Raw genomic sequence first — 14,764 nt, 5'->3', positions numbered from 1 at the left:
CTGTATTGCAGGTCAAACAGCAGAGGCCTGGGTGCACGTAAAGAACCGTGCCCTACTCCGCACGCTCCGAGCTGCTCGGAGCCATCGTCAAGGAAGACAGTTGCGACAAGAGTTCCTCCGAAGAGGCTGGCACACAGCCGGTGCCGCGCTCGTCGCCGGCACAGTGGGCCTGGTCTCGGCGCTGGTCGCCGTGCAGATCGCCCTGCGCGTCGTGATCGCCCACAGCAGTGCATATTTTGACGTTCTCGTAGCGAAGCACCTCGCCCCGGACCTCTCGGGCACCGTGGCCGGCCTCGTCGCCGGCTCCGGGGTTCCCGTTGACTGGCACCTGGCGCTGTTCTCCGGCCACATCTCAGCCCCCTGGGTATGGGAGCACCGCTCCGAGTTGCTCCTCATAGGACTCGGCCCGGTGCTTGGTACCGCCGTGCTCGGGTGGTTCGTCGCCGTCACGGCGCGCGTTCTTGCGCTCCCGAAGTGGCCGTTGCTGGCCGCTTCGGCGGGTTCCTACGCCGCCCTCGTGGGTGTGGCCCAGGTGGTGACCCGTGACCCTGGCGCGACCTCGGTGATGGAGCTGTCGATGTCGACCGTCTGGGCGGTCGTCGCGGCGGCCGGCTGGGCCCTGGCCGTCGGTGGCGCTGTCGTGCGCCTCTACCCCGCGGCGAGGCGGCGTCCGGCTCGGGACGTGCAGGTCGCGCGACAGCGGGCCGTGCGGGGGGCGGCGGTCGCGGCCGCGGTGGCGGTGGTCGCCTCGGTGCTCTCCGCGAGTACCGCCGCGGCGGCGCCCGCACAGACGCAACCGCTGCCGAAATGGCGGGCTTCAGGCGTCAGTGACGCCCTGAAGAAGCTGCAGCGCGAGACCGGCCACAAGCTTGACGTGGCCAACAACCCCCAGACGGGTACTCCATCGACGCTGGGTGGACTGCGCAGCCGCGTGGCCGGCCATGACGTTCCGGCGTGGCTCCACACACATGCGAACCTGTTCGGTGTCGCGGACACCGACGGCATGCTGTCGAAGGTCACCGGCCGCGTCCAACTCGCTGACCCGACCGGCGGGCACCACGTCTGGTACGACCAGTCAATCCACGGCGTGCCCGTGTACAACGCCCGGCTGGGAGTGCACCTGGACCGCGGCAACTCGATGGTGACCGCCGTCACCAACGGGCTGCGCCCTGACTTGATCCCCCCGGCCTCGACGGTTCCGACGGTGCGTCAGAAGGACGCTGTCGCCGTCGCCGGCAAGACGATGCGGCATGCCAAGACAACTGCGTCTCCCTCGCTGGTGGTCTACCCGGGCTCTCCGAAGCAGGGATTCAAGAGTCCCTCGGCTCTGGCCTGGCAGATCGATGTGATGGACAAGGGCGGGTTCAGCGAGCGGATCTTCGTCGACGCCCTGCACAAGGGAGTCATCGTCGGTGTCCAGCCCCTCACCGAGACGGCCGCGGCCGCGGTTCCCGACCCGCCGAGGGCGCTGCCGCAGAACGCCACCGACAATGACCTCAAGTGGGCGCCGGGCGTCGACTACGACACCAACAGCTGCTACAACGTTCCGGCGATCGGTCCGGACGGCACCATTTCCCAGGGTCTCGACCACCACAACACGACTTCCTCGGCCGACTGCCGGGACCAGTCCGACCTGGACAACACCAACGCGTACTCCCGGCAACGGTGCAACCTCGGATGGTGTGTCTACCTCTACGACTACTACTTCGAGAAGGACGTCGCGGTCGAGAACGTCGCCGACGCCGGCGGGCACGTTCACGACTGGGAGCACATCGCGGTCTGGGTGAAGGACGACAAGGCCGAGTACGTGGCCACATCCGCGCACGGCGGGTACCACGTCCACCCGGCCAGTGAGGTCCGTTGGGACGGCACCCACCCCAAGGTCGTCTATCACAAGGACGGCGGCTCGACCCACGCGTTCCGCCTCGCAACCGCGGGCGACGAGCCGCCGGAGAACCACTATCACAACTGGCGGCGTCCGGCGCTCGTCTCCTACAACGGCTTCCCCAATGGATTGCGGGACAAGCTCTTCGCCAATGACTTCGGCGACGCGACGATGGGCATCAAGGACTCGAAGTTTCCGGGCAACATCGACGGAGCCATTCCCACACACCAGGAATGCACAGATCTGCCCCATGACGGAGGCCAGCTCTGTAAGGATGTCCCGGATTTCCCGTTCCTCTCCATAGCCGACCAAGGCTCCCCGGGCACCCCGTCGGGCCCTGGCTCCACGCCCAAGGTCCTCTACCGAGCGATCTATGACATGAAGCACCAGACGAACTCCTCCACAGCCGTACCGGTGAGACAGGAGGGTGGCCCGGCCACCAACGACGCCGACGCGAACGACGCATACGACCAGAGCGGCGTGGTCTACAACTTCTACAAGGACAAGTTCGGGCGCAACAGCATAGATGGCGACGGCATGTCGCTGAAGTCGTACGTGCACTACGACTCAAACTACAAAAACGCGTACTGGAACGGGTCGTACATGACGTACGGCGACGGCATGCTGTCGCAGGACGTCTCCGGCCACGAGATGACGCACGGCGTCACCCAGTACACCGCAGGCCTCCAGTACGCATTCCAGTCCGGGGCGCTGAACGAGAGCATCTCCGACTTCTTCGGTGAAATGACCGAGCGGGCGGCGAAGGGAAAGAACGACTGGCTGGTAGGTTCCGACATGGCCGCCATGGAGCCCATCCGGTCCATGGCAGACCCCACCGTCCACAATCAACCGCGCCACATGAGCGCGTACTCCGAGACCTGTTTCGACAATGGCGGTGTCCACACCAACAGCGGAATTCCGAACTACGCGTTCTACCGCATGTCCGTTCTCATGGACCCCGATACCACCACGAACATCCTGTGGCGGGCGATGACGCAGTACCTCTCCCCGACGTCGACGTTCGCCGACGCGGAGACGGCCATGGTGACCGCTGCCTCCGACCTCTACGGCCCGACGTCCCGTCAGGCTTCCGTGACCAACACGGTCTGGGAGAACGAAGCCGGTATCACGCCGACCACCCCGGACCCGAGGCCTGCAGGCTGCAGCACTGGCGGTGGCATCGTCGTCCACTGCTCGACCATGGAGCAGCTCTACGACAACTCCGGGGCGCTGACGGCCGACGGTGCCTCGCTCGAAGACGTGGCCGGCTCGCTGGTTCACATGTATGAGCTCGGCACAGTCTCCGGGTCCCCTGCCATCACGTACTACGAGAAGGTCTTCCTCGAGAACCGGGACGATTTCAACAACACGGTGGAGCTCAAGGGCCCGCTCCTGGATCAGATGGTGAAGATGGTCCAGGCGTTGTCGCCCGTGTTCCAGGCGGTAGGCACGGACGAGGCGGACGCGGTCATCATGACCCAGGAGCAGATCGACGCGGCCACCGCTTTCAAGGACGCGCTGGTCACCGCCGCCAATGAGCAAGGCAAGACGCATCTGGCCCAGGTGATCCCCCAGGAGTGGGGCAGATTCGACGCCCAGCACCTGGTGGGCCTCAGCGTCAACGGAGGCCTTCACTACCTCGACTCCATCGCCGAGCAGCTGCCCACTCCCACCCCGGGACAGGCTGCACCGTCGCTGGCCTCCACCTTCGACAACGTGTCGGTCACGCAGGACACCGCTACGAACGCCGGTGACTTCGACGGTGGCGGGGCCAGCTTCTCCGCTCAGGCACTCGCCAAAGCGGGTGTCACTCCGGGGTCGACTGTGTCTCATGGCGGTGTGGCCCTGAGCTGGCCCTCCACCGCCGGCAGCGGCAAGGTTGACAACGCCGTCGCCAACGGTCAGACCATCGCGCTCAGTGGCACCGGCAACAGCCTCGGGTTCCTGGTCTCGGCGAGCTACGGACCCGCGGGCGGAAACGGAACCGTCTTCTACTCCGACGGAACCAGCCAGCAGTTCGGCCTGAACAGCCCCGACTGGTTCGGCGGCGACGGTGACGTGGCCATCAGCACCGCCTACCAGAACCGCCAGGGCAACCAGACGTACCAGGGACCCGCGTACGTCCACTACGTCGGAGTGCCGCTGCAGTCCGGCAAGACACCGGTCAGCGTCCAGCTGCCCAAGGTCAGCACCGCAGCCGGGGAGAACACACCCGCGCTGCACGTGTACGCCATGGGCCTCGGCAAGGCCGCAGTCGGCCTGGCGTCGGCATTCAACAACATCGCTGTCACCCAGGACACCGCCACGGATCTGGGCGACCTCGACGGCGGTGGGGCCAGCTTCTCCGCTCAGGCACTCGCCGCGGCGGGCGCAACACCGGGTTCCACCGTCACCCACGCGGGTCTGGGCTTCACCTGGCCCTCCACCGCCGGTGCGCTAGCGACAAGCGGAACCGGTACCTTCGGTGTGCCCGACAATGCCGTCGCCTCTGGTCAGACCATCGCCGTCAATGGCACTCGAGGCAACACCCTCGGGTTCCTGGTCTCGGCGAGCTACGGTCCCACGGGCGGAAACGGAACCGTCTTCTACTCCGACGGAACCAGCCAGCAGTTCAGCCTGAACAGCCCCGACTGGTTCGGCGGCGACGGGGAAGCGGCCATCAGCACCGCCTACCAGAACCGCCAGGGCAACCAGACGTACCAGGGACCCGCGTACGTCCACTACGTCGGAGTGCCGCTGCAGTCCGGCAAGACACCGGTCAGCGTCCAGCTGCCCAACGTCAGCACCGCAGCCGCTCCCCACACGCCCACGCTCCACGTCTTCGCGATGACGCGCGGCTGACGACAAGCCAGGGAGGCAGTTCCCCGCGTCGGGCCGGCCGAGGTGTGACCTTCGGCCGGCCCGACACCTTCGGGTGCCGACAATCACTCGTACACCCCTCGTCGTCGGCTGCCGCGAGACGCTAAGGGCCGAAAAGAGCTGGCCCACCGCGCGCGAAGCCCGCCTTGATGCGTTCCGCCGGCTTCACCGCTACAACACCCGACGCCGTCATTCCCGGCCTCGGACACCGCAGCCCGATCGCCCACGAGGCAGCGTCCCGAACTACGTCAACTACGCTCACACCAGCTGCATAGCCCGTGTCCAGGATTCGGGGTCAAGGCCCACGTTCCGACACCCCGTCCACGCGGCGAACCCTCGACGGCCCCGATCATCCGCGGCAAAGCAGTTCAGCCGGGCCCCTGTCAGGAATCACCGCTTGGCACGTGGGCGCCCTGGACGCGACGCGGGAACGGCGGTCCTCGCGGCTGAGGGCACAGGGACGGAGGGATGGAAGCGTCCGCCCGTTCAGGGCTGCTGACGGTGCCGTTCCGCGTCCGTCTTCGCGGGACGTCGCGCCGACCGGGGTGCGGTCATGTCGAGCAGGAGCAGGGCGTCATGGTCGGGGGTGCCGGGTTCGGCGGTGTAGACGCCGATGCGCTGGCCGGGGGTGCCCTCCAGTTGCATGGACTGGGAGGTGAGGGTGACGGTGCCGACGCTGGGGTGGTGGAAGGTCTTCTGTGCGGGCTTGCGGCCGGTGACCTCGTAGCGTTCCCAGAGCCGGGCGAAGTCGGGGCTTTTGAGGAGGAGCTCGCCGACCAGGTTGGTCAGGTCGGGGGCGTCGGGGGCAGTGCCCGCGACGGCGCGCAGCCGGGCGACGCAGGCGGTGATCTGGCGGTCCCAGTCGGGGAACAGGTCGCGGGCGACCGGATGGAGGAAAAGGTAGCGGGCAAGGTTGCGGTGCTTGGCCGGCCAGTCCTCCAAGCCTGCGTACAGTGCGAGTCCGCCGGGGTTCCACGCCAGCAGGTCCATGCTGCGGCTGATGACGTAGGCGGGGTTCGGCCGTAGCGATTCCAGCAGGAGCTTCAGGTGGGGGCGCACCGTGCGGCTCGGTGCGGGCGGCGTCTCAGGCGCGTAGCGAGCGGCCCGCGCGGCCAGATCCCGCAGGTGCTGGTGCTCCTGGTCGTCCAGGCGCAGGGCGCGGGCGAGCGCGTCGAGCACGGAAGGGCTGGGGCGGGTCTCCTTGCCGCGCTCCAGGCGCACGTAGTAGTCGATGCTGATCCCGGCGAGGGTGGCCAGCTCTTCGCGGCGCAGCCCCGGTGTGCGGCGCAGCCCCGGGCCGACGGTGAGACCGGCGTGCTGCGGGCTGGTCTGGGTGCGGCGGGCGCGCAGGAAGCGCCCCAGCTCCGCGCCTTCGCTACTGCCAGTGGGGTGCTCGGATGCCATGAGACCAGTGTCACCCCTGGTGACGGCGGAGTGAGGGGCCCTGTCATTACCCCCGAACGGCTCGGCCTGCCTGCGGGCGCGGAGAAGCACGAGGGTGAAAACACGACGAGCTGCGGCCACGACCCTCACGACGGTGGGTTGAGCGATCACGGGATGGTCGCCATGCGAGAGGGACACAGCGCGTAAGACGACGGAGCGGAGAGCGGATGCGGTACATCAACCTGCGTGACCTGGAGGTTTCCCGGATCGGACTGGGTGCGATGGGCATGTCGCACGGCTACACCGGTTCCGGTACCGATGAGGCGGAGTCCGTGCGGACCCTGCACCGGGCGCTGGAGCTGGGCGTGACACTGATCGACACCGCAGAGATCTACGGCCCCTACAGCAACGAGGATCTCCTCGGGCGGGCGCTGAAGGGGCGCCGTGAGCAGGTGGTACTGGCGACCAAGTTCGGCCTCGTGTCGCACGCGGGCGAGGGGGCGTGGAATCCGGACAGCAGCCCGGCCAACGTCCGCGCCGCCGTCGAAGGCTCACTGAAGCGGCTGGGCACCGACCACATCGACCTGTGCTACCAGCACCGGGTCGACCCGAACGTCCCGATCGAGGAGACGGCCGGCGCGGTCGGCGAGCTGGTCGCGGAGGGCAAGGTCCGCTTCTTCGGTCTGTCCGAGGCCGGCCCGGACACCATCCGCCGTGCCCATGGCGTCCATCCCGTCACCGCGGTGCAGTCGGAATACTCGCTGTGGACGCGGGGCGTGGAGGAGCGGGTGCTGCCGGTGCTGCGCGAGCTGAACATCGGCCTGGTGCCGTTCTCACCGCTCGGGCGCGGCTTCCTCACCGGCACGATCCGCTCCACCCACCAGTTCGACCAAGACGACTTCCGGCGCGGCAACCCGCGCTTCACCGGCGAGAACTTCCAGCGCAATCTGGCGATCGCCGACGAGGTCCAAGCCGTCGCCGCCGAGGTCGGCGCCACACCTGCCCAGGTCGCGCTGGCCTGGTTGCTCGCGCAGGGCGACGACATCGCGCCCATCCCCGGCACCAAGCGCGTGGCCCGTGTCGAGGAGAACACCGCGGCCGACGGCGTCACCCTCACCGCCGGGCAGATCGACAAGCTCGGCAGTCTGCCGGTCGCCGCCGGCGAGACCCACACCGAGGCCCAGGCGCAGTTGCTCGAACGCTGAGGCGGCGAGCACCGCCCCCGGCCGGGAGCGCCCGGCAGGGATCTCCCACAGCAGGACACATTTCCAGGCAGGAGCAGTTTTCATGCGTGCAGCAGTGATGTACGGAGCCGGCGACGTCCGGATCGAGGACCGTCCCGACCCGAAGGTCCAGCAGCCCACCGACGCCGTCGTCCGCGTCGTGTTGTCCTGCGTGTGCGGCAGCGACCTGTGGCCCTACGCGTCGATGCCTGCCGCCGGGACCGGCCGGCCGATGGGGCACGAGTTCCTCGGCGTCGTCGAGGAGACCGGGGCCGACGTGTCGGGGCTCGGGGCGGGCGACCTGGTCGTGGCACCGTTCACGTACTGCGACAACAGTTGTGACTACTGCGCCAGGGGCCTGCACATGTCGTGCCGCAACGGCGGCCGGTACGGCTTCGACGGCGTGGACGGTGGCCAGGGCGAGGCGGTGCGCGTCCCGCAGGCCGCCGGAACCCTGGTCAAACTGCCCGTCGGCGCCGACTCCGCTCTGCTGCCCTCGCTGCTGACGCTTTCCGACGTGATGGGCACCGGTCACCACGGCGCCGTCACCGCCGGTGTGCGCCACGGCGACTCGGTGCTGGTCATCGGCGACGGCGCGGTCGGGCTCTGCGCGGTCATCGCCGCCAAGCGCCTCGGGGCCGAGCAGATCATCCTCATGGGCCGGCACACCGCCCGCACCGACCTCGGGCGGGAGTTCGGGGCCACCGACGTCATCGCCGAACGCGGCGAGGAAGGCGCCTCCCGGGTCCGGGAGCTGACCGGCGGCGACGGAGTCCGCAAGGTCATCGAAGCGGTCGGCACCCGCCAGACCCTGGAGACCGCTTTGGCTGTGGTCGACGACGGCGGCACCATCAGCCGCCTGGGCGTCCCGCAGTACGAGGACGGCCCGGTCGGCCCGTCGATGATCATGCGGAACATCACCCTCACCGGCGGCGCCAGCCATGCCCGCGCCTACATCGAGCAGCTCCTGCCCGACGTCCTGGACGGCACCATCACCCCCGGCCGCCTCTTCGACCAGGGCTTCTCCCTGGACCAGGTCCCGCAGGCCTACCAGGCGATGGCCGACCGCCGCGTCCTGAAGGCCCTCATCACCCTCTGACCGGCCATCCGTCCGCCCACTGTGGCATCCGAGCGACAAGGAAGATCCCGTGCAGTCCGTCACCCTCAACAACGGCGTACAGATGCCGATCCTCGGCTTCGGCGTCTACCAGATCCCGCCGGAGCAGACCGAGCAGGCCGTCTCCGACGCCCTCGCCGCGGGCTACCGGCTGCTCGACACAGCGGCGGCCTACGGCAACGAGGAGGCCGTCGGCCGCGCCATCAAGGCCAGCGGCATCCCACGCGAGGAGCTGTTCGTCACCACCAAGCTGTGGGTGCAGGACGCCCCCGCCCACGACAACACCCGGCGCGCCATCGAAACCTCCCTGCAGAAGCTGGGCCTGGACCACCTCGACCTGTACCTGATGCACCAGCCCTACGGCGACGTCTACGGCCAGTGGCGTGCGATGGAGGCCGCCAACCGGGAAGGCCTGGCCAGGGCGATCGGCGTGGCCAACTTCCATCCCGACCGGCTCCTGGACCTCATCTTCAACAACGAGATTCCTCCCGCGGTCAACCAGATCGAGACGCACCCGTTCTTCCAGCGCACCACCGACCACGACCTCATGCGCGAGCACCGCGTCCAGCACCAGTCCTGGGGCGGATTCGCCGAGGGCAGGAACAACCTGTTCACCCACCGGCTCCTCAGCGAGATCGGCACGGCGCACGGCAGATCCGTCGCGCAGGTCGTACTGCGCTGGCTGATCCAGCGCGGCATCGTCACCATCCCGAAGTCGGTGAACCCCGACCGGATGGCACAGAACATCGATGTCTTCGGCTTCGGGCTCACCGACGACCAGATGGCCGCCATCGCCGCGCTCGACACCGGCACGACGCTGTTCTTCGACCATCACGACCCCGAGATGGTCGCCTGGCTCAGCAAGCGCCGCTTGGACAGCTGACCCGCAGGGCTCGCCGCAGCGGCCCCATGCCGAACCTCAGCTGCTGCCAGTCGCCGGCCCGGGGCGTGCTCGGGGCGTTCCCGGGCACCGCCCTGCCCATCAGTTCACTCGGAGGCGTATTTCGTGATCACGCGACAGCACAGCACCGTACTGCCCAGTCGGCGCACCATCTTGCGCCGGGCAATGCTGACAGGAGCCGCCGCTCTGGCAGGAAGCCATCTGACGGGGTGCTCGCCGTCCTCGCCCCCACCGGAAACCAGCACGCCCTCCCAGTCGGCTCCTGTGACCGCAAACAGCGGAAGGCGAGTCCTGCTGGCCTATTTCTCCCGGCCGGGCGAGAACTACCATTACGGCCGCCGCATTGACCTGAAGGTGGGCAACACCGAGGTCCTGGCGCGGAAGATCAGCAGCCGCATCACCTGCGACACCTACCGCATCCAGGCCGCCGATCCCTACCCGCACGACTACGACGCGACCGTCCGGCGCAACGTCCACGAGCAGGACACCGACGCCCGGCCGGGCATCACCGGCCGCCTGCCTGCTCTCGACGACTACGCCACGATCCTGCTGGGCAGTCCCATCTGGAACGTCAGGGCGCCAATGATCATGGCGACGTTCACCGAAGCCCTCGATTTCCGCGGCAAGACCGTCCACCCGGTCACCACCTACGCCGTGAGCGGCCTGGGAACGATTGAACGCGACTACGCCGCCGCCTGCCCCGGTGCCACCATTGCAGAAGGTCTCGCCGTCCGCGGCGAACACGTCGAACGCGCCGATTCCGACATCGAAGCATGGTTGCAACGCGTCGGGATCCCCCGCGTATGACCGCGCCCTCGCAGCGCGAGGGCTGCGCCGGGTCTCCTTGGACGCCATCCTCAGAGGTACGGTGACGCCGGCAAGCCCCGCGGGCGCGGTAGGGCTACGCAGTGGATGCCAGCGACACGATCTCCGGGTTGAGTTGTATGTGAGGGTGGGTAAGAGCGCCTGACGCGCTTGCCTCCTGGTGGGTCTGCGAGATCTGGTCGAAGAGCAGGTCCACTGCCGCTGCGCCCATCTCCCGGTGAGGAACCCGGACGGCCGTGACAGGTGTCGCAGCCAGGGGCGCCAATGCGGTCGCGTCGTAGCCGACGATGGCCACATCCATGGGCTCTCGCCTGCTGTACCCGGCAGCAAAGGCCTGGCTCGCGCCGATCGCCAGGATGCCGTTGGTGCAGAAGAGGGCATCCGGCCGTTCCTCCTGTGCCCGTTGTGCAATGGTCTCGGCGCAGGCGGCTCCCGCGTTCAGGGATCCGTTGGCTGTGCGAAAGACCTCCAGGGCGACGCCGGGTGCGGAGCTGAGAGCCGCTACGGCACCACGGAGTTGGTCTCGAACCTGCCAGTCGTCGAGATCATCCGAGAGGAAGCCAAGTCGTCTTCGGCCCTGGCCGATGAGGTGCTGGACACCAATGCGGCCTCCAAGGGCATGATCCGTCGAGACGGACGCCTGGGAGGTCGATGTCGAGTGTCGTGTGATGACCACACTGGGAATGCCGTGGCTGCGGATCCTGGCGAGTTCGGATTCGACGTCTCCGATGGGCGCAATGATGATGCCGGCCACTCGTTGCTGTTCGAACAGACGGAGATAGGACCGTTCGCGCTCCTCGGAGCTCACGTTGGCCATGAGGACGTGCATGTTCTCATTCGCGATCCGCTGCTCAATGGCGTGGGCAGCCTCGGATGCCGCCGCGCTGACGGGTACGGCCGCGATGTATCCGATCACGGGGTTCGTGCCCGTGCGAAGCTTGCGGGCTGCGTCGTTGGGGACAAAGCCGAGGGCTTCCACCGCCTGCCGAACGCGCTCTTGGGTGGCGCCGGTGAGCTTGTGGGGGTAGTGGAAGTAGTTCGAGACCGTGGAGGCGGACACGCCGGCTGCAGCGGCCACATCACGGATGGTCGTCTGGTTCAGCCGATTCTCCTGGGACTCGAGGCGGCGCCCTGCCGCGTGGGGTGTGAGGCGCACGGGTCCGTGGCGACCGGGCGGGTGCGCATCCGTTCTTGTGCAAGCGTGCGTGGGATTGCGTGAGGCTCGCCGCCCGGTGACGGGCGGCGAGCCTTGTGCGATTGCGTTGGCCGGGCTTCGTCGGGGTGCTGGGGAGCTACTGTCCTGCGTGTACGTCCCGTGTGACGAAGACGTACGTTCCCGAGGGCACGTGGTAGATCGCCCGGTCGCCCTCGATGCGCCGGAAGGTCGCCCCCTTCGGGATGTCGTGCGGGGTGCGGCCGCCCTTGGGGACCCGGACTTCGGCGGTGGTGTTAGGGGGCACGTCGACCTTCAGCCGGAACGTTCCCTTCTTCAGGGTCCATTCGGAGGCGACCTGGCCTTGGGGGGTTTGGTAGCTGCCTGAGACGTGGGTGAGGTCTCCGACGATGCGCGGGTCGATCACCAGGTAGCGGTAGCCGGCGGTGCCGCGGGCCTGGCGGATGCCGGCCAGGCCGCTGTGGAACCACTCCTCGATCTGCAGGAGGATCATGTGGTTCTTGGAGTTGCCCATGTCCCACTGCTCGGGGTGGGTGGTGAGCCCCTGCGGGTTCGCGGTGGTCGGTGCCATGAAGTACCCGTAGCTCGGTCGGGTGTCTTCCTGCAGCGCGTCCCACAGGACGTCGTCCCGGCCCCCGTCCGTCAGGGCCCGGACGATCGGGGCGAGGCCGATGGTGCCGCCGCTGAAGTGCGGGCCGCCGCCGAACGGCTGGAAGGCGTGGACGAGTTCGACCAGCGCGTCCAGCACCCTCTGGCGTTCGCCCTCGGGAACCAGGCCTTCGTCGAGGGCGAGGGCCTGCGCGGCCTGGGTGGCACCGGTGGTGCCCGCGTTGCCCTGGGCGGTGTAGCGGCCGAGGGCCGTGTTGTAGAAGGCGTCGTTGAACGCGGTCTTGATGTTGGCGGCGAGGCTCCGGTACTCGGCGGCGTCGGCGTGGCGGCCGAGGAGGTCGGCCATCTTGGCCATGCGGTCGGCGATCTGGTGGTAGCCCCACGTTCCGGTGATGCGGCCAGAGGTGTTCTCGGCGGCGATCCAGTCGGCAAGGGCGGCGTCGACGATGTAAGCGTCGGCGCCCGTGCCCGCCTTCTGCGTCCTGATGTAGGTCATGAACGCCTGCATCTGCGGGTAGTACCGCGCCATGGTCTGGGTGTCGCCGTAGACCTCGTGGAGGAACCACGGCACGAGGATGATCCCGTTGCCCCAGTTGATCTCGTCGCCGAACCGGCCGGTGTAGCCCCAGTCGTACACGGGTGCCTTGAGGGCGACGTTGCCGATGTTGTCGCCTGCCTTGGACTGGCCCTCGGCCAGGTGGCGCTCCATGGTGCGCAGGTACGCGTTGTAGCCGAAGTTGCGGTGCAGGGACCCGAAGGGCTGGAGGTAGTCCGCGGGGTAGGCCAGCTTCTCCCGTCCGGGGCAGTCGGTGAAGGTGGACATCATGTTGCTCATGATCGAGTACCGCGACATGCGGTGGATCCGGTTGATGCGGTCGTTGGAGGTCGTGACGGTGCCGGCGGTGGGGGTGGCCGCGTGGAGCTGCAGGCCGGTGATCGTCTCGGCGGTCGGGGTGTAACCCTCGGGCAGGCCGGTGACCTGGATCCACTGCATGCCGAAGTAGTTGAAGCGGGGGTGCCACGCCTCGCCCTGGCGGCTGCCGCGGGTGGTGTAGGTGGCGAACACGTTGGTGCCGCGGCTGCTTCCGCCGCCCATGATGGAGGCCTGGTTGACGGTGCCGTCCGCGGCCAGTGATTCGGCCGGCTTCATGGTGATGATGGTGCCGGCCGGGACTGTCCCGTCCACGGTGAGCTCCGGCCAGCCGGCGATGTTCTGCCCGAGGTCGAACACCCACACGCCGGGGGCCGGCTGGGTGATGCTGACGGGGTGGATCCGATCGGTGACCTTCACCGGCTCGCCGACGCGCCACACGAGTTCGGTGGTCAGGTTCGGGGGCGGTGCGATGCCGGCGCGTGCCCATCCGGCTGCGCTGCCGTCGCGGCGCGTGGCCGTGGGAGACAGGTCGGCGCCGGGGGCGTTCCATCCGGGCTGTTCGCGGCGGGCGTCGTAGTCGGACCCGGAGTACCAGTTGTCGGTGGTCGTCGGGCCGAGTGAGGTCATCCAGGAGTGGTCGGTGACGATCGTCCGGACCGAGCCGTTGGCAGTGGTCAGCTCCAGACGGGCGATCAGCCGGGGGGAGACGGCGGCCCCGGCGCTGGGGTCGGTGCCGGCCAGGGAGTTCCCCGAACCGGTGACGGTTGCGGCGGCCGGGTGCTGCTGGGTCAGCGCCGGGGTGAAGGTGATGCCGGTCCCGTCCGCGCCGGCCGTGCCGATGGCGGTGATCGTGCGCGGCTCCAGGCGCTCGCCGCCGTCGCCGGTGTCGATGTTGATCGTGCCGCCCACGTGGTAGCCGCTCACGCTGCTGAGCTTGACCGCGGTGTCCCCGGGTGCGACCGGGGCGGCCAGGGTGCCGTTGCCCTTGAACTGGCTCTGCCACCAGCCGTAGGGAGCGGTGCGGCCGGTGGCCGGGCTGGTGACGGAGCGGGTGACCAGGGCCTGGCCGTGGCCCACTTCGACGCCGAGGGTGTTGGCTCCGGAGCGGATGAGGCGGGTGACGTCGTACGCGCGGTATTCGACGGACAGCTGGTAGTTGGAGCTTCCCGGTGCGAGGACCTCGTCGGTGACGGCCTGTCCGTTGAGGCTGGCCTCGTGGAGACCGACGCCGGCGATGTACAGCCGTGCCTGGACGACCTTGCCGCCGTGCCGGTTGTCCACGTCGAAGGCGCGGGCGAAGATCGGCAGCGGGTCGCCGACCTGCCGGCCGGAGTGCTCGATCCACTGGGCCGGGTCCCAGTCGGTGCGCTTGAGCAGCCCCATCTCCCAGGTTGCGGGGCTGCTCCACGGTGTCACGTCGCCTCGGGAGTCCCACAGGCGCACCTGCCAGACGATGCTCTGGCGGGACGTGAGGGCCTTTCCGCGCCAGGGAATGTCAGTCTGGGCATCGGAGTGGACCTTGCCGGAGTCCCACAGGTAGCGCCCGCGGGCCAGGTCCGTGGAGGTGGCTGCCGCGCGTACCTGGTAGGCCTTCTGGATCCAGTTGGCCGGGGCGCTGGTGACCTGCCAGCCCAGACGGGGAGAGGGATCGTCGACACCCAGGGGCTCGTCGGTGCGGCCGTCGATGCTGAGGTGTCCGACGGTCACCTTGCCACCGTATGTGTGGGAGGTGGTGGCGGCCGCGGGGCTGGTGACCCCGATCGGGAGGGCCAGTCCTCCCGCTCCGGCCACCATGATCCCTACGACGTGTCGGCGGCTCAGACCACGTGGTGCTTCGGACATCAACAAACTCCTGTCTATCAGGGCATGTCACAGGTGGTGCGGCGACTGGGGCTGCTCGGTGAGCGAGCCGCC

At 68.5% G+C, this 14,764-nt stretch carries 8 protein-coding genes; 5 read left to right on the top strand and 3 right to left on the bottom strand.

The genetic code is table 11. From position 1 onward, the window contains the following. The first annotated feature begins 100 nt into the window (after nt 1–100). On the top strand, nt 101–4,726 hold the full coding sequence (locus ACZ7MY_RS35010; RefSeq protein ID WP_499608180.1) for an NPP1 family protein: 4,626 nt from the start codon (nt 101–103) through the stop codon (nt 4,724–4,726). A 504-nt stretch (nt 4,727–5,230) separates the two neighbouring features. Here the strand turns inward: ACZ7MY_RS35010 and ACZ7MY_RS35005 are convergent. Further along, nucleotides 5,231–6,148: a helix-turn-helix transcriptional regulator gene (locus ACZ7MY_RS35005; protein WP_499608178.1), complete on the bottom strand. Its 918-nt coding sequence runs from the start codon at nt 6,146–6,148 to the stop codon at nt 5,231–5,233. Nucleotides 6,149–6,354: 206 nt separating this feature from the next. Here ACZ7MY_RS35005 and ACZ7MY_RS35000 point away from each other — a divergent pair, with 206 nt between their 5' ends. From ACZ7MY_RS35000 to ACZ7MY_RS34985, 4 genes are all read left to right on the top strand, one after another. Further along, nucleotides 6,355–7,332 (top strand): aldo/keto reductase, encoded by a 978-nt coding sequence (locus ACZ7MY_RS35000; protein WP_499608176.1) that lies wholly within the window; start codon nt 6,355–6,357, stop codon nt 7,330–7,332. Between the two features lie 82 nt (nt 7,333–7,414). Beyond that, nucleotides 7,415–8,449 (top strand): zinc-binding dehydrogenase, encoded by a 1,035-nt coding sequence (locus ACZ7MY_RS34995; protein ID WP_499608174.1) that lies wholly within the window; start codon nt 7,415–7,417, stop codon nt 8,447–8,449. 49 nt (nt 8,450–8,498) lie between these two features. Continuing rightward, entirely contained in the window at nt 8,499–9,350 is an 852-nt protein-coding gene (locus ACZ7MY_RS34990) for an aldo/keto reductase (protein ID WP_499608171.1), read from the top strand. 282 nt (nt 9,351–9,632) lie between these two features. Then, nucleotides 9,633–10,175, top strand: coding sequence for a flavodoxin (locus ACZ7MY_RS34985; protein WP_499608168.1), 543 nt, complete (start codon nt 9,633–9,635; stop codon nt 10,173–10,175). A 94-nt stretch (nt 10,176–10,269) separates the two neighbouring features. Here the strand turns inward: ACZ7MY_RS34985 and ACZ7MY_RS34980 are convergent, their stop codons facing one another. After that, complete coding sequence (locus ACZ7MY_RS34980; protein ID WP_499608165.1) at nt 10,270–11,271, bottom strand: LacI family DNA-binding transcriptional regulator; 1,002 nt, start codon at nt 11,269–11,271, stop codon at nt 10,270–10,272. 214 nt (nt 11,272–11,485) lie between these two features. Further along, entirely contained in the window at nt 11,486–14,692 is a 3,207-nt protein-coding gene (locus ACZ7MY_RS34975; RefSeq protein ID WP_499608162.1) for a family 78 glycoside hydrolase catalytic domain, read from the bottom strand. Nucleotides 14,693–14,764: the final 72 nt, after the last annotated feature.

This window comes from Streptomyces sp. NPDC111520, from assembly GCF_055635295.1.
The sequence above is the reverse complement of the archived record's forward strand: the minus strand, read 5'-3'. Positions and strand labels throughout refer to the sequence as shown.